Annotated in this window: 18 protein-coding genes; 13 read left to right on the forward strand and 5 right to left on the reverse strand. The window is 45.5% G+C overall.

Annotated elements, in window-relative coordinates; translation table 11 throughout:
* Positions 1–67: 67 nt before the first annotated feature.
* The gene (locus L4D19_RS16450; RefSeq protein ID WP_428453343.1) at positions 68–1,633 is read right to left on the reverse strand and encodes a methyl-accepting chemotaxis protein; all 1,566 of its coding nucleotides are present in this window, start codon (positions 1,631–1,633) and stop codon (positions 68–70) included.
* Positions 1,634–2,109: 476 nt separating this feature from the next.
* Between L4D19_RS16450 and L4D19_RS16455 the strand changes: the two genes are divergently transcribed.
* From L4D19_RS16455 to L4D19_RS16465, 3 genes are all read left to right on the forward strand, one after another.
* Positions 2,110–3,753: a methyl-accepting chemotaxis protein gene (locus L4D19_RS16455; RefSeq protein ID WP_428453344.1), complete on the forward strand. Its 1,644-nt coding sequence runs from the start codon at positions 2,110–2,112 to the stop codon at positions 3,751–3,753.
* Between the two features lie 174 nt (positions 3,754–3,927).
* Positions 3,928–4,902, forward strand: a complete 975-nt coding sequence (locus tag L4D19_RS16460) for an SPFH domain-containing protein (RefSeq protein WP_428453440.1) — start codon at positions 3,928–3,930, stop codon at positions 4,900–4,902.
* Positions 4,899–5,351 carry an NfeD family protein gene (locus L4D19_RS16465; RefSeq protein ID WP_428453345.1) on the forward strand — a complete coding sequence of 151 codons (453 nt, stop codon included), beginning with the start codon at positions 4,899–4,901 and terminating at the stop codon, positions 5,349–5,351. Before L4D19_RS16460 ends, L4D19_RS16465 begins: the two co-directional genes overlap by 4 nt.
* 62 nt (positions 5,352–5,413) lie before the next feature.
* On the opposite strand, the gene L4D19_RS16470 is transcribed toward L4D19_RS16465, so the two are convergent.
* Entirely contained in the window at positions 5,414–6,331 is a 918-nt protein-coding gene (locus tag L4D19_RS16470) for a LysR family transcriptional regulator (RefSeq protein ID WP_428453346.1), read from the reverse strand.
* A 114-nt stretch (positions 6,332–6,445) separates the two neighbouring features.
* Between L4D19_RS16470 and L4D19_RS16475 the strand changes: the two genes are divergently transcribed.
* The 5 genes from L4D19_RS16475 (at position 6,446) to L4D19_RS16495 (ending at position 9,124) form a co-directional block, all read left to right on the forward strand.
* Positions 6,446–7,381, forward strand: a complete 936-nt coding sequence (locus L4D19_RS16475; RefSeq protein ID WP_428453347.1) for an NADP-dependent oxidoreductase — start codon at positions 6,446–6,448, stop codon at positions 7,379–7,381.
* Positions 7,382–7,409: 28 nt separating this feature from the next.
* Positions 7,410–7,832: a VOC family protein gene (locus tag L4D19_RS16480; protein WP_428453348.1), complete on the forward strand. Its 423-nt coding sequence runs from the start codon at positions 7,410–7,412 to the stop codon at positions 7,830–7,832.
* Between the two features lie 179 nt (positions 7,833–8,011).
* Positions 8,012–8,302, forward strand: coding sequence for a hypothetical protein (locus tag L4D19_RS16485; protein ID WP_428453349.1), 291 nt, complete (start codon positions 8,012–8,014; stop codon positions 8,300–8,302).
* Positions 8,292–8,645, forward strand: coding sequence for a class I SAM-dependent methyltransferase (locus L4D19_RS16490; protein WP_428453350.1), 354 nt, complete (start codon positions 8,292–8,294; stop codon positions 8,643–8,645). Before L4D19_RS16485 ends, L4D19_RS16490 begins: the two co-directional genes overlap by 11 nt.
* Positions 8,646–8,674: 29 nt before the next feature.
* Positions 8,675–9,124, forward strand: coding sequence for a GNAT family N-acetyltransferase (locus L4D19_RS16495; RefSeq protein ID WP_160653714.1), 450 nt, complete (start codon positions 8,675–8,677; stop codon positions 9,122–9,124).
* Between the two features lie 138 nt (positions 9,125–9,262).
* Here the strand turns inward: L4D19_RS16495 and L4D19_RS16500 are convergent, their stop codons facing one another.
* The 3 genes from L4D19_RS16500 to gloA form a co-directional block, all read right to left on the reverse strand.
* A complete protein-coding gene (locus L4D19_RS16500; RefSeq protein ID WP_428453351.1) occupies positions 9,263–9,715 on the reverse strand; it encodes a DUF302 domain-containing protein in 453 nt (150 codons plus the stop codon).
* 115 nt (positions 9,716–9,830) lie between these two features.
* Complete coding sequence (locus tag L4D19_RS16505; RefSeq protein WP_428453352.1) at positions 9,831–10,931, reverse strand: alkene reductase; 1,101 nt, start codon at positions 10,929–10,931, stop codon at positions 9,831–9,833.
* 12 nt (positions 10,932–10,943) lie between these two features.
* On the reverse strand, positions 10,944–11,330 hold the full coding sequence (gene gloA / locus L4D19_RS16510; RefSeq protein ID WP_428453353.1) for a lactoylglutathione lyase: 387 nt from the start codon (positions 11,328–11,330) through the stop codon (positions 10,944–10,946).
* A gap of 65 nt (positions 11,331–11,395) precedes the next feature.
* Here gloA and L4D19_RS16515 point away from each other — a divergent pair, with 65 nt between their 5' ends.
* The 5 genes from L4D19_RS16515 to L4D19_RS16535 all read left to right on the forward strand — a co-directional run bounded on the left by L4D19_RS16515 (position 11,396) and on the right by L4D19_RS16535 (position 15,659).
* The gene (locus tag L4D19_RS16515) at positions 11,396–11,572 is read left to right on the forward strand and encodes a hypothetical protein (RefSeq protein ID WP_428453354.1); all 177 of its coding nucleotides are present in this window, start codon (positions 11,396–11,398) and stop codon (positions 11,570–11,572) included.
* A gap of 185 nt (positions 11,573–11,757) precedes the next feature.
* A complete protein-coding gene (locus L4D19_RS16520) occupies positions 11,758–12,597 on the forward strand; it encodes a 2OG-Fe(II) oxygenase family protein (RefSeq protein WP_428453355.1) in 840 nt (279 codons plus the stop codon).
* A 293-nt stretch (positions 12,598–12,890) separates the two neighbouring features.
* Complete coding sequence (locus L4D19_RS16525; RefSeq protein ID WP_428453356.1) at positions 12,891–13,112, forward strand: hypothetical protein; 222 nt, start codon at positions 12,891–12,893, stop codon at positions 13,110–13,112.
* 525 nt (positions 13,113–13,637) lie between these two features.
* Positions 13,638–13,859 (forward strand): hypothetical protein, encoded by a 222-nt coding sequence (locus tag L4D19_RS16530; RefSeq protein WP_428453357.1) that lies wholly within the window; start codon positions 13,638–13,640, stop codon positions 13,857–13,859.
* Between the two features lie 156 nt (positions 13,860–14,015).
* A complete protein-coding gene (locus L4D19_RS16535) occupies positions 14,016–15,659 on the forward strand; it encodes an ATP-binding protein (protein ID WP_489685919.1) in 1,644 nt (547 codons plus the stop codon).

Below are 15,659 nucleotides of genomic sequence, written 5' to 3' on the forward strand. Positions count from 1 at the left end.
AGATCGTAGGAAGCTGAAAAGTGTTGCTGCCTTAACGCATTAAACTGTGTTAAGGCAGCCGTCGCTGTTATTTTTCCTCGAAGCGTGCTGCCAGAAGGTGGAAGTCATTTACTTTATTCTTCAGGGTCGCGCTGCCTTGCTCTACCTGTTCGACTTCATCAAGGTTTTTCTGTGAGGCATCGGCAATCACATGAATATGCTGGCTAGTTTGCTCTGACAACTGCTCTTGCTCCGAAGCTGATGAGGAAACCTGAACAATCAGTTGGTTGATTGCCTGCATATTCTGTTCGACCTGCTCAAGACATTGGGCGCCTTTGGCGGCGATATCGACACATTCGTTGGTTTTGTCCCGATTGTTTTCGATCACCGTTTGCCAGTCATTGATGGTTGCCATCATCTGCTCGATGCTGTTCTGGATTTGTTCGGTAGCCGTTTGTGTTCGGGATGACAGGGCACGTACTTCGTCAGCAACTACCGCAAAACCACGGCCATGTTCACCGGCACGAGCGGCCTCTATGGCGGCGTTAAGCGCAAGCAGGTTGGTCTGATCAGCAATACCGCTGATTTCTGACATAACAGTGCTGACCTTGTTGGCTTCGCTGCCTAGCTGATGGGTTGCGGCCGTTGCCTGTTCAGCCTGCGCCGATAACGTCTGCAGGCTGCTTTGGGTCGAATCAAGCTGTTCACGGGTTTGATCGCAGTGAATGCGCGTTTCATCCAACAGGGTGTTGCTGTCACTGGCATGAGATGCAACCGAACGCGCGGAGTCGGCAATGTCATTCATTGCGTTGGCAACGCGGTGAATGTTGGTGTTCTGGGTAGAGATCGCCTGGTTCACCCGGCAGGCCGATTCGCTGAGCTGATCGGCAAGATCATGTAGCGGAGCCGCGGAATCCGTCATTCTTCCCAGTACAGTACGAATACGTGCAGAGGCCATTTTTATACGATAGTCGGCAATAGAAAACTTATCGCTGCCAGAGAAAATGAGTCGGCTGATGCTGTCGTATCGCTGCTGCAGTTCTTTTAGGCGTATCGGGGTATCAAAGATTTCCTGACGGAACAATAGACCGATAACAGCCAATGGCGTGAACATCAGGGCATTTTGCACGCTGATACCGTCATTGAACAGGTTGGCGGTAGCGGGCAAAACACATGATGCAGCCAGCGCACAGTACTTAAACGAATCAGGAAGTGAAAAGGCAGCTTTTCGTCCACGCTGTTCTGCTTTCAATAGTTGTTTATAAGCTTCGGTAGCAACCTTCACCCATTGAGATTTAGGTTTAACGCGCACGGATTGATAGCCCGTTACCTGGCCGTTCTCATAAATTGGGGTGACGTAGGCATCTACCCAGTAAAAGTTGCCACTTTTCGCCTGGTTTTTGACAATACCGCGCCAGGCCTTGCCATCCCGCAGGCACGACCATAAATCGGCAAAAGCAGCCTTAGGCATATCCGGGTGGCGAATAATATTGTGGTTTTGGCCGATGAGCTCTTGTTCGCTATAGCCGGCTACTCGGCAGAAAGATGGGTTGCAGTAGGTGATTACACCTTTGAGGTTGGTCGTCGAGACGAGTTGTTCACCTTCCGGAAATGTTATTTCGCTTGGATTTGAAAAGATGTTGCGAGCTGACATTTTAAATAAACCTGAAATGTACGGTACTTATTTAGAGGTACCTTGTTATAAATCAGGCTAATGAAAACATAATATGATAGGACGTATCAATATATTAATAGATTTTTGCTACCTAAGACTGCTTATGTCGTGTTTTTGACCGTTTATTTGCCAATTTTATGACTATGTACCTGTTGAGTTATGTGCATATTGTGCGCTTGGTTACTGGCGAGAGAAGCAAAATCTTGCTTTTTTGCGTGCTTACTGGCTTGAATTACTAGAGTTCCCTGTATTTCACTGTTTTATGTCTTTTTTGACTCTTTTTGCGTAGTTGGGTCAATTTTTACCCAAATCTTTATTGCCTGAGTAAAAGAAGTGGAGTGTGTCCTATTTTATAAATGTGCGCATAGTTTTGCATATCAATAGGTAGTGGCATATACCCATAATCGGTATGGTTACCCTATATCTCAACAGCTTAGATCAAGTCAGGAATAACAATGTTGTGGTTCAGAAATCTCTCTTTTCGTTGGAAATTCATTACTCCGATAATGCTTGTCGTTACTTTGTTCAGTGGTCTGTTTGCGACAATTGTACTGGTCCTAAAAGATCAGGCTGACGCGAGTAAAATTCTAACAGATGAAATGCAGCCAGTGCTTGAGCAGCTAGAGGATGGCTATCGTGATATCTATCAGGTGATTACTGCTGGCCAAGGGGTGATTTTGTCGCAGCGCGATCCGGCGCAGTTGCAATATCATACCGAGGAATTTAACGATAACAGTGCGAAGGCATTGTTGCGCTTTCAATCTCCGCAAGCGCTGATTGATAACGGCTTTCTTGGTGCAGAAAGCGAACAGACGTTGCAAACACTGAACGCAAGTTATGCCAAGTGGTTACAGTATTATCAAACCATGATAGAGCAGCCTGATTTGGCGGGAATGTACTATCAGGAGCACAGAATACAGATTGAAGAGGACTTCAAAACACTTCGGACTTCGCTGCTGGCGATACGTGATGAAATTCAGTTGGCACAGCTGGATTTAAAGCAGCAGCTCGTTGCTAAATCTGAACTTATTTCTTTAATCATTGAGGGTGGAATTACCGTCACCATTATCTTCTCAGCTCTAATCGCCTGGTTGGTATCACGTTTGGTCAGTGCGCCGTTGAAGCGTTTATCACTGGCGATGAACGATATTGCGGTAGGGCATGGTGATTTAACCCAACGCATTCAGGAAGACAGTAAAGATGAGATAGGTATGCTGGCTAACTCTTTTAATGAGTTTGTGTCCAGGATTCATATCATGATCATAGAGGTAGCACTTACCTTACAGGCAGTTAAGTCCGAAACTGGCCGCATACAGCAAGAAACCCAGGGCGTGGTGTCTAATGCCTCCCGTCAGCAGGGAGAAAGCACACAGGCTGCTACGGCAGTCAATGAAATGAGCGCAACCAGTGACACCGTAACAGAGCACGCCAACGAAGCCGCTCAGGCGACACAGAGTGCGAGCTCCGAGTCTCAGACTGCACGCGATATGTTGAGTGATACGGTTGTCTCTATTCACAAACTGGCAGAAGAAATTGAGTCATCAAGTGTCGTTATTAGCCATCTTGAGCGTGATGTGGGTAATATCGCTTCTATTCTTGATGTGATCAGAGGCATCGCGGATCAGACCAACTTGCTAGCGTTGAATGCCGCTATCGAGGCCGCACGTGCTGGTGAGCAGGGCAGAGGTTTCGCGGTTGTTGCTGATGAGGTTCGTACGCTTGCCAGCAAGACCCAGGATAGTACTGGCGAAATTCAGGTGATGAYTGAGCGTCTTCAGCAGGGGGCAAGAGCGGCTGTACAGGCAATGGAATCGAGTCGTGAAAGCAGCACCTATACGGTACAGCAGGCCAACACTGCCAATGATTCTATTGATGCTATCAGCCAATCGATTAGCGTGATTAATGAAATGAACCTGCAGATAGCAGCGGCAGCTACTCAGCAAAGCCAAGTCAGCGATAGCATTAACCGTAACGTGCAGGAAATTGCTTCGATGAGTCATGATATGGTCGGCAAGGTCAAAACGACCGAGCAGGGCTTTGAGATGCTCACGACTCAGTGTGCACAACTTGAAGAGCTGGTGGGGCAGTTCCGCACCTAAAACATACCAACCTTCTAACTCTCGCGATAATCAACATCCGCTTTTGGCGGATGTTTTCGTTTGATCGAAAATTAAGATTGATCAATATCTATATGAACAATCAATGGCTTAAGATATCCTACCAGTAACTGAACATTGTTTGTAAAGGAGTGAGTCATGCCAGACATGCCGGCTATGCCATATGATACGTTAGTTACTGTAGGGATTTTCATTATTGTCGCGATTGTGTTCATTGCCTCCGGGGTAAAGACCGTTGCACAGGGGAATGAGTGGACTGTTGAGCGTTTTGGTCGTTATACCAAAACATTGCGTCCGGGGCTAAATCTGATTGTTCCTTTTGTTGATAAAGTTGGCAATAGAATCAACATGATGGAAAGGGTTCTTGATATTCCTGCGCAGGAAGTGATCTCGCGTGATAATGCGAACGTCACTATTGATGCAGTCTGTTTCGTTCAGGTTGTTGATGCGGCAAAAGCAGCCTATGAGGTTAATGATCTCGAGCATGCGATTCGAAACCTCACTCTTACCAACATTCGTACTGTTCTGGGCTCGATGGAGCTGGATGAAATGCTATCGCAGCGTGACAGGATCAACAGTCAGCTGCTGACGATTGTCGATCAGGCGACTAACCCATGGGGTGTAAAAGTTACCCGTATCGAAATTCGAGATGTACAGCCACCGGCTGATTTGACTGCGGCTATGAACGCACAGATGAAAGCCGAGCGTAACAAGCGTGCCGAAGTATTAGAAGCGGAAGGTGTCCGTCAGGCCGAGATCCTGCGCGCCGAAGGTCACAAGCAATCAGAAATCCTTCGTGCCGAAGGTGACAAGCAGGCCGCAATTCTTCAGGCCGAGGCACGTGAACGCGCAGCAGAAGCGGAAGCACGTGCAACGGCTATGGTGTCGGATGCTATTGCTCAGGGTGATTTGCAGGCCGTGAACTACTTTATTGCCCAAGGCTATACCGATGCACTTAAGTCTATTGGCCAGGCAGAAAATGGTAAAATTATAATGTTACCACTAGAAGCAACAGGCTTGATGGGATCAGTAGCGGGTATTGCTGAACTACTTAATCAGTCCAATCAATCCCAATCTAAGCTATCTCCGTCAAAGCAAGCTGAGTCGACAAACAAAGGAACAAAAGCATGATAGCGCTTTTGGAGCAAGTGAACTTCTGGCATTGGATAGCATTTGGTTTAGTGCTATTGCTGCTGGAGTTACTGGGCACAGCCGGGTATCTGCTGTGGCTGGGCTTATCTGCGTTGCTGGTAGGCGCGATAATGTCGGTGATACCGATGAGCTGGTCATTGCAATGGCTCACATTTGCAGTGTTCTCATTGTTCTCTACCTGGCTTTGGTGGCGCTATCAGCACCGAAAGGATCGTGCCGACGATCAGGCTAGAACGCTCAATCAACGAACGGAACAGATGATCGGCCAGACATGTATTTTGGAACAGCCGCTTCCAGTATCACAGGGGCGCATCCGCCTGGGAGATACTTCATGGCTGGCAAAAACCGATAAGCCGCTTGAAGCCGGTACTTTAGTTGAGGTGGTTGCTGTCGATGGTATTGTCTTGATAGTGCAAGCCAAGCAATAAGAGATAAGCTCAATAGTTAAACTGGGGTCGTGCTTGAGTACGACCCTTTTTGTTGGTATTAGCTAAACCGCAGCATCTTGGAGGAAGTCTTTTGACTGTACAATTCTTTCCATGACAGTTCTGAGCCAACGCAGGCTTGGTGAATGATCATCCCGGCAGTGCCATGCCATGGAAATCTTCACGGGGGGTATTTCTATCGGTAATGGCTTTATTGCCAGTTTGTCGATGGCATGATACTCGGCCACAATAGAGTAGGGCATACTGCAGATAAGTTGACTGGCATGCAGTAAGTTCAATGCTCCCGCGAAACTGTTTACTGTCATTGCAACTCGTCTGGTTTTATCTAGCTCGGCAAGTCTCTCATCCAAAATACCTGTCGCATCGCCTGATAATGATACTAACAAATGATCGGCTTGAAGAAAGTTATCCAGGGTTAAGTCTGTGTCCGCAAGCAGGTGATTTGAATTCATAATACAGACGAAATGATTATCGAACATCTCCTTAGTTCTTATGTGCTTAGTTTCTCCGTTGTAGTGATCAAACACTAAATCAACATCAGCATTTGATAATAGATCTTCTCCATCGAGTTTATACGGAACCGTATGAATAGCGATATTCGGCGCTTCTTGTTCAATGATCTGACGAAGTGCTGGCATAACTACCGCTGCGGTTCCGTCAGTTAATGCAATTCGAAATGTAGTAGTGGCTTCTTTGGGGTCAAACGTGTCTGGTGATATGGCATCGGAAATATTATGCAGAGGTTCGGTAATTTGCTGCCATAGCTTTAGGGCATACGGCGTTGGCCGAACGCCTCTGCCATGTTTTACAAACAAAGGGTCTCGCCACTGATGGCGCATCCTGGCGACGGCATTTGATACGGATGGCTGAGTCATTGCTAATCGCTCTGCAGCAACAGTTATCGACTGTTCTTTCATTATCTGATCGAATATAACCACAAGATTAAGATCTGTCTTCGCCATATCAATTACTCATCATTTTTATCAATGCAAATGATATTACTTATTAATTAGACGATATGAAAGAGAAGTTTAATACTGTTTCTAACCAATCAGTTGATTAGCAAAGGGAATAGTATGACGACTCAACGTTCTATGAAGGCAATACAAATACATGAGTATGGTGGTCGACAAATATTGCGCCATGAGCAAATAGCCATACCTGATATTATGGGGGATGAAGTTCTTATTCAGGTGTTGAACACCAGTGTTAATCCGGTGGACTGGAAAGTACGAGACGGCCTGCTGGCTGATGCTGGAGTGCATCAACTGCCATTGACACTAGGCTGGGACGTTGCCGGGCGTATAGCCAGTGTAGGCAACAATGTGACAGGCCTGAATATCGGTGATGAAGTGTATGCGCTTGGTGATATCGGTCGTGACGGTGCATACGCTGAGTACATCGCCGTCGATGCCAAAGCGGTTGCCAGGAAACCACAAACACTGACCTTCTCGCAGGCGGCAGCTGTACCTCTCACCGCTTTAACAGCTTGGCAGGCGATCAATGGTTTATCTGCTATCGATAAGAATGACGCCGTTCTGATTCATGGTGCTAGTGGTGGTGTTGGCAGTTTTGCTGTGCAATTTGCAAAGTTGGCGGGAGCCAGGGTAACGGCTATCTCTTCTGCCGCTAATCATGATTATTTGTTAAGCCTCGGGGCGGATGCGGTGGTTGATTACAACACGCCTGAATATCTCGGCAGTTTGGGCCAGTTTGATGTGGTGTTTGATATTGTTGATAACGATGCTGCTGGTATCTATGACAAAGTTAAAGAGGAGGGCAAATACATTACCACATTGAAGCAACATGAGATTCCTTCCCGTTACTCTTTTGACCATCAACGGGTATTTGTCATGCCTAGTGGCGAGCAGTTAACAGATATTGGGCTGCTTATTGACCGCGGAGAAATACAGTTACCCGAGATTACTGAGATGTCCTTTGAGCAAATACAACAGGCACATGCATTGTCTGAAGCGGAACATGTGCGCGGAAAAATCGTAATCAACATTTAACGTTGAGTGGAAATAGGAGGGAATTATTATGATACCGAATATAGATAGAGTCGATCATATTCATGTTTTTGCTTCAGACCGAGATGCCAGCGTTCAATGGTATCGCAACGTACTGGGATTTGAGCCAGTGAAGCGGCTTGAGGTGTGGGCAACAGATACAGGGCCGTTAACGGTAGCTGACGCTAATGAACAAGTGTGTATCGCCTTGTTTAAATATGGAAAGCAGACGCAGGCTGAGAAACCAGAGTCAAATCATTCGACAGTGGCTATAGCCGTTGATGCCAAAGCATTTCTAGCCTGGGAGCAGCATTTGAACCAAACGTTAAATACAAAGCTTACCGTTTATGACTTAAAGCTGGCCTGGTCTGTATTTATTAATGACCCCGATGGAAACCCCTACGAGATCACCTGTTACGACTACGATGAATTAGCGCCTGTATATAGTGTTTAGCTTGGGTATACCTATGTTGGTAAATGTGGCATCTATTACAGATGGTAAGCATTGTTTTATGAAACAATTTGTTGCGTTCACTTTCTGTGAAACATAGTGTGTTAAACCATTCTATATGATGCCACTCAACGTTGCTTTTGTGTTTTTTTCACTGAAAGCAGGTTTACAAGGAGGTAAGTTTGGACCAACAAGCATATTGGGATGAGCAATTTGAGGACAATGGCTGTATCTGGGGGAATCAGCCCAGCGTTGCGACGGATATTGCGATATCTCTTTTTAAAGACAATAACGCGCAGAGTGTTTTAATTCCCGGTGCAGGCTATGGAAGAAACAGTAAAGCATTTTCCTCTGACGGGTTTGATGTAACGGGTATTGAAATCTCCTCTTCTGCCTGCCAATTAGCAGAGGGCTATGATCCGGCGATGACGCTGCTTAATTGCTCTCTTTTTGACGCCCCCGTTGCCCGCTGAAGAATTTGATGCCGTTTTTTGTTTCGATGTCCTTCATCTGTTTCTTGAGGAAGAACGTCGTCGATTTATTGCCAAATGTGCAGATCTTGTAAAGCCAAATGGCCTTATGTTTTTTACGGTTCTATCGGAAAATGATGATTATTTTGGAAGTGGGGGTGAAGTAGAGCCTGCCACCTTTGAAGTGAAACCGGGTAAATATATTCACTTTTTTACAGCGGGTGATTTAAGGGATAGCTTTCAACGGTACTGTACTCTTCAAGAGGGGCAATTTAAAGACAACGTCAAACATGCAAAACATGGCCTCAAAGAATATCAGGTACGATACATTTGTGTTCGAAAGTAAGTTCTTTATAGAAGCTCTAAAGAGGTGAAATGAAGTTTGTAGACTTAAAGAGTATAAATCTCGACAGATTAGTTGCCTTTCTAAACGAAAACGACATTAGGACGCATTTAATCAAACATGCGTTGTATGACACTCAAACGGCTCAAGAATGGGTAAATAGCAAGTTGGCGCTTGATGCATTGGAGGGGTGTTATGTTCGTGCAATCGAAGTCGATGGTTCATTAGCAGGCTGGTGTGGGATTCAACCCGATGACTCTGTTTATGAAATTGCTATTGTATTGCAGAAAAGCTGTTGGGGCATGGGTATTCCTGTATTCAGACAGTTATTGGAAACAGCCAAAAAGATGGGCCATAAAGAAGTCGTGCTTAACTTGCTGGACAGCAGGCCACAATATGAAAGCTTGCGTCGTCTGGCGAGTAAAGTCGAGACAAGGCATATTCATGGGGGCTGCTTTACGACGTATCATATTTTGCTGTGAGTCATGGTTTCTTCCAGCTGTCAGGTGTGAGTCAATCCGCGGTGAGATGTCTGAAAATGTTGCAAGACATATCTCCAGCTAATCTTAATCTCTTATTGCGGTGTAGCTTTATCACAGAATAAGTCCTTGAGGTAGCTATTACGGTTGGGTGGCTTTGCGGGCGAAATTAGCGAGTGCTTTGTCGATTTTCTCTATAGTTGCATCACATCCAGAAATACTATGCCGTTCGACCAGATATTTCGGGTCATTATAGGTCAGCCAGACCTCGCCATTCGCCTCTTCATAGACCAGCGCTTTTTGTGGTAGATCAATGGCTACGTTTTGGCTGCATAACATTAATGGCGAGCCGACTTTAGGGTTTCCGAAAATGATGACTTCGGTAGGGCGAAGTTTTATGCCAACGTTGGCTGCGCCTTGTGAGTGGTCGATCCGCGCAAAAATAGTCATGCCTTTCTCTTGCAGGACACTTACCAAGCGTTCTGCTGTAGTGCTCGCATCATAGGTACTTTGGATTGTTATCAAACCGCTTTGTGCATGGACTACCGTGTTCACCGAAAGGGATAGCAATAAGCCAATGAGGATTATTTTCATCTTGAGCTCCTATAGATGAAAGCACTCAGGGATAGGATGATGAAAGAATAGACTATATAACCCATAACCCCGCAATTGCTTGCGGGGTTATTTCTGTTTTAAGCTAAGACAGTTATCAGTTGGCTTGATAGCTTGGGTAGTCAAGCAGGCCTTTTTCATTTCCGCCAAACAGGGTGTCAGGATCGTGTGCAGCCAGCGGATAATTGTTCAAGATGCGATTAGGCAGATCCGGGTTGGCGATAAACGGGCGACCAAAACCAACCATATCCGCCAGGCCATCTGTAATCGCTTGTGCCGCTTTGTCACTATCGTAGCGGCCTGCGTAAATGATGGTGCCCTGATAAGCTTTACGAATTGCGGTCTTAAATTCCTGTGGTGTGCCTGGTGCATCATCCCAGTCAACTTCCGCAACGTGTATATAGACGACATTCAGCTCATTCATCAAGGCTGCCGCGGCTGTGTAGGTGTCGACAGGGGTCTTATCCACGGTGCCGTTGAGTGAAGTAAATGGCGCAATACGAACGCCTACACGATCAGCGCCGATAGCGTCAGTCATTGCTTCGACAACTTCACCAAGAAAACGTAAACGGTTCTCAATAGAACCACCGTATTCATCGGTACGGTTGTTTGCCTCAGAATCGATGAACTGATTGACCAGGTAGCCATTTGCAGCGTGTAGTTCTATGCCATCAAAACCCGCTTCGATTGCGTTAAGCGCAGCCTGGCGGTATTCCGCTACCACGTTCTTGATGTCTTCTTTGCTCATCTCCCGCGGTTCGACGACATCAACGAAACCTTGTTCGTTGCTGCCGTTATCAATAAAGACCTTCACGTTCTCGGCTTTTAGTGCTGATGAAGAGATTGGCTGATGGCCACCGATGTTAGCCGGGTGAGTGACACGGCCAACGTGCCAAAGCTGAGTAAAAATGACGCCGTCTTTTTCATGTACGGCATCTGTGACTTTTTTCCAGCCCGCAATTTGTTCTGCTGTATAGATACCCGGAGTCCACGCATAGCCTTGACCCATTTCTGAAATCTGGGTGCCTTCGGCAACGATAAGGCCGGCGGTGGCTCGTTGAGCATAGTACTGAGCCATCATGTCGTTAGCGATGTTACCTGGCTGACTTGCTCGTGAGCGGGTCATTGGTGGCATCACAATACGGTTTTTAATTGAGATATTACCAAGCTGCATTGGTTGAAATAGTGCATTAGTCATTGAAATGTCCTCTTATTTGCTAACTTGGATGAGTTCAATTTGATAACCGTCAGGGTCGGTAATAAAAGCGATGTGGGTCGAACCGCCTTTTACCGGACCTGGTTCGCGAGTGACGTTGCCACCTTGCGCTTTGATCTTGTCACAGGCAGCATAAATATCGTCAACTCCCAGAGCCAGATGGCCGAAAGCATTACCCATCTCATACTGGTTGGTATCCCAGTTATAGGTCAGCTCGATAGTTGTACCTTCTGGCTGATCCTCATACCCCACAAACACTAGCGTATATCGGTATTCAGTGTTTTCTGTTCTATCCAAAACACTCATACCTAACACCTGGGTATAGAACTTGATAGATTGGTCCAGATCAGTAACGCGAATCATGGTGTGCAAGAATTTCATAATTAGCCCTTAATACGCTTTTCCCGGCTCGCTCATAGGCCTTTTAATCCGGCAGCGTTGTGAAGATGGATGGTGACAAATCTGGCAGTGAAGATAGCGCGATTGGTCATGATCGTAAAATTATGGTTTTTTATGTTTTTAATAATTTAGCGTTATTATCTTTGCGTGCTGATTTTCGAAGTAAAGCTTTAGTCTTTGTGGGTATTGCTGCGCAAACGGTTAGGCAATCGATTGATTGTTGATGTGAGTAAATTGTGTGTTTCCAAAATGATTATGTTTCGAACTTGTTACAAGCTGGTTTAGTCAATAAAATCCGCACTAATAATAACGATTTCATTGCTGATGAAGTGCCCCCTTAAGAGGGTAAGTAATGGGATCAATAAAAGTCTTCAGTCAAAACAACCAGTCAGCCAAAAGAAGAAGTACTATGAAATTGGAAGCAGTCGATTATACCGCCGCGAACGCCGAAGAGTTATTTGTCGAGTCATTACGCAATACCGGTTTTGGTGTCCTGAAAAATCATCCGATCCAGCAAAAACTGGTCAGTTCAATTTATGAAAATTGGAATGAGTTCTTCAACAGTGAAGATAAAAATGATTTCCGGTTTAATGTTGAAACTCAAGATGGCTTTTTCCCATCAGAAGTGTCTGAAATTGCAAAGGGTCATACCAAAAAAGACATTAAAGAGTACTTCCACTATTATCCATGGGGGCAATGTCCTGAAGCGTTGAAAGCCGAGCTTCAGAACTATTATGACGAAGCAAACAAACTAGCCGCTGAGTTGCTTTCATGGGTAGAGAAGCACTCTCCTGATGATGTTTCTAAACTGTATTCTCAGCCTCTTTCAAGCATGATTGACGGTAGTTCTCAGACATTGCTACGTATTCTGCATTACCCACCGCTGAAAGGTGACGAAGAGTTGGGCGCTATCCGTGCCGGTGCTCATGAAGATATTAATTTGCTTACTGTGCTGCCAGCAGCCAATGAACCTGGCCTGCAGGTGAAGAGCAAAGAAGGGGATTGGCTTGATGTACCGTGTGATTTCGGTAACCTGATCATCAATATCGGCGACATGCTACAAGAAGCGTCAGGCGGCTATTTCCCATCGACAACTCACCGTGTCGTTAACCCGGAAGGAACGGACAAGTCAAAGGCCCGTATCTCGCTTCCTTTGTTTTTGCATCCAAAACCAGAAGTTGTACTTTCTGAACGTCATACAGCAAATAGCTACCTCATGGAGCGTCTGAAAGAGCTGGGTGTGATCTAAAGCCTAAGCCCAATAGTTATATCGCCAACGCCAGTCTTCTATGACTGGCGTTTTTGTTTGTGTTTTGGAAACAGGAACTGTTACTCCATTTCATCCCTATTTCTTACTTATTTTCCTCTTAAAATAAACCCCATCAAAAGATTGTGATTTGCGTTCGACTGAAATGAGTAACGAAGTCGTTTTTTGCTGTCTGTCCGTGATATCCGGTGAGATACGAGTCGTTGTGAGTCAGTTTTAAAGTTTTTTACGTAACTCTGTGTTAGGCAGGTCGTCCCTGTCATTAAGGAAATACAATGGCGAAATATATTGCATTAGCTATATCCTTTTTCAGCATTTACTTGGCTACGCGGTTAGCTGATTACTGGATGATTAGCTTTGCTGTGATTGGGTATTTTATCGTGGTTTTTGCTTTTATCCTGGATGCAAGCTCCAGGAGAAAACCAGCGAAAAAACCGGTTTATATGACGCTCTATGATGACGATCTGTTAGCTCAGCATCCTCACAACGCAGATTAGATGGCAAACCAAAGTCATATTTAAAATTAATCGGGTATTAAGGAAGAAATGATGCCTAAGTATATTTCGTTGTTACTATCATTTATTTGCCTGTTATCTTCTTTGTATTTGAAAGAAATTATGCTGACAGCGATTTTTATTACGAGTTTTTTTGCAATTCTGTATGGCGTAATCAGAGATGAAATACAAACAAAGAAGAGGGCGAAGTCGTCAGTGTTTATTTATTATTAGTATGATAATTTGAGGCCGCTATTTAGTAACAGTTGTTTATGTAACTATTCCCCCTATATTTCAGGCGCTGGTCGCTTTTGGCTGGTGCCTGGAATATTCCCTTCCATCTTATTTGCACATTTCATCCCTAATTCTTACTAACTTCCTCTCTATTATGAACTCAAGTCGACAGCACAGAGCGTTGTGACGATTGATAGGAGCAACTGAATTGCTTTCTGAGCATCGCATGTTGGTATCGACTATATCGATAATCAGTTGTGAGCAGGAGAAGAAGCCTGCAAATAAGGAAATCAAATGACTAAATATATCGCAGTGGTTATGGCATTTTTTAGTATCTATCTTGCTGTACGCTTAGAGGATTTTTGGATGATTAGCTTGTCATTATTGGGTTACTTGGCGGTTATTGTCGCGTTCATTATCGATGCTGCAGCCAAGAAACTGTCTAGGCGGGTTTCATCTGAGACTGCATTTACAGAAGATTTGATATCTTCACCTTCACCCCGTCGCAGGCAATAACGACAGATATTCAGTGGTTAGTTTAGGAAGGAACCTATCATGCCGAGGTGCTTTGCATTGTTTCTATCGTTTACGAAAAAGTGCACCCCGGTGTATCTGTTTTTTCAAGCAGGAGGTATTCTGGTGAGTGGACTGAACATCAATAGAATGGATTCAATGTTACATAAATTGGCTGGCATACAAAGGCATATACGATTCAAGGCGATTGTCATGATAGTGGCAACGACTTTGATTGGGTCGGTCACACTGGTTGTGCTAACGAAGACCTCGATGGATAAAGGTTTCTTGCGCTATGTAAACAGTGCAGAGCAGGTCAGGGTAGATCAGCTTACGGCATTGTTAGAAGAACAGTTGGCGGGATACCTGGACAGACGTGAAAATCCTCATTACTGGTGGCCAACGCTAGTCAATTCAACAAGATCGCATGAGTCTGAGCAATGGAAGCGTCCAATCTCGGAATATAGTTATGAAAGACCGGAAAGAGCTGAACGATTTGAGAGCTTTGAAAGGTCCGACAGTATCGCAAGTGGCGAAGGTTTTGGACCAGCAAGACCAGCTCCTCCTGGCTTTCATGAGCGTCGTCCGCCACCGCCTCCTCGTTATCAACAGTGGGACTCTAGTCCGCCTAAGTTTGATGAAGCTTTTGATCATAGTCTTCCTCCACCAAGACCAGCTGGGCGGGCTGGTGGCAACACCTCAATAGAATTTGAGCAGCGTGTTATGTTATTGGATGCTGATAAGCATAGAATTATCGGTCCCCCAAATCACGCTGATGAGGTTTTGTATCCAATTTACAGTCAAGGCGAATTGATTGCCTATCTGGGCCACATTCCGCAGAAAAGTTTGGTTGAGGCAACAGAAGTCCAGTTTGTTGAAGAGTTTAACTACAGTCTGCTTTGGATATGGCTAGTCTCTTGTGCTGTCACTCTGGCTGTGGCCTATCCGTGGGCCAACTCCCTGATAAGAACCATCGAAGTCTTTAACAAGGGGGTTCGACAGTTGGCCCAGGGGACATATGGTTCCCGGGTGACGATAGAACGGAAGGATGAGTTGGGCCAGCTTGCAACAGATATCAATCACCTGGCGACTGTACTGGAGAGGAATGAAAAAGCCCGCCAACAGTGGATTGCCGATATTTCACACGAGCTTAGAAATCCAATTGCGATTATGCAGGCCGAAGTTGAGGCCGTTCAGGATGGCGTTCGGGAGAATAGTGACTCGACCATTAAGTCACTGCATTATAACGTGACGCACTTGTCTCACCTGGTCAATGACCTCTATGAGCTGTCGATGAGTGATATCGGTGCCTTGACCTATACCAAGTTCAGGGCATCACCAATAGCCTTGCTTGAGCAATGTGTTGATTTGTACCGGGATGCCTTTGACGAGAAATCACTGAGCTTGTCGCTGATTTTTCTGGGGGATGCAGAAGCGATGAAAGCTATGTCACTGGCGCTGGATCAGAACCGTATCCAACAGCTTTTCTCTAATTTATTGAAGAACTCATTAAAGTACACAGATGCCGGTGGTGGACTTGAAGTTGTATGTAGTAATACGGAAGATAAACAGCTGGTTATCGAGTTTAATGATTCATCCCCAGGCTTGACGGATAACGATCTGGTGCAGGTCTTTGAACGGCTATACCGTGTAGACCCTTCTCGCCATCGCAATACATCCGGAGGGGCGGGGTTGGGGTTGTCTATTTGTAAGAGCATAGCCGAAGCACACGGAATGACACTGACAGCAGGGCATTCCTCTCTGGGCGGGGTGAGTATGAAGGTGGTGATCACGTGGGAGTAA

It is taken from the genome of Photobacterium kasasachensis, assembly GCF_050336885.1.
Classification (GTDB): domain Bacteria; phylum Pseudomonadota; class Gammaproteobacteria; order Enterobacterales; family Vibrionaceae; genus Photobacterium; species Photobacterium kasasachensis.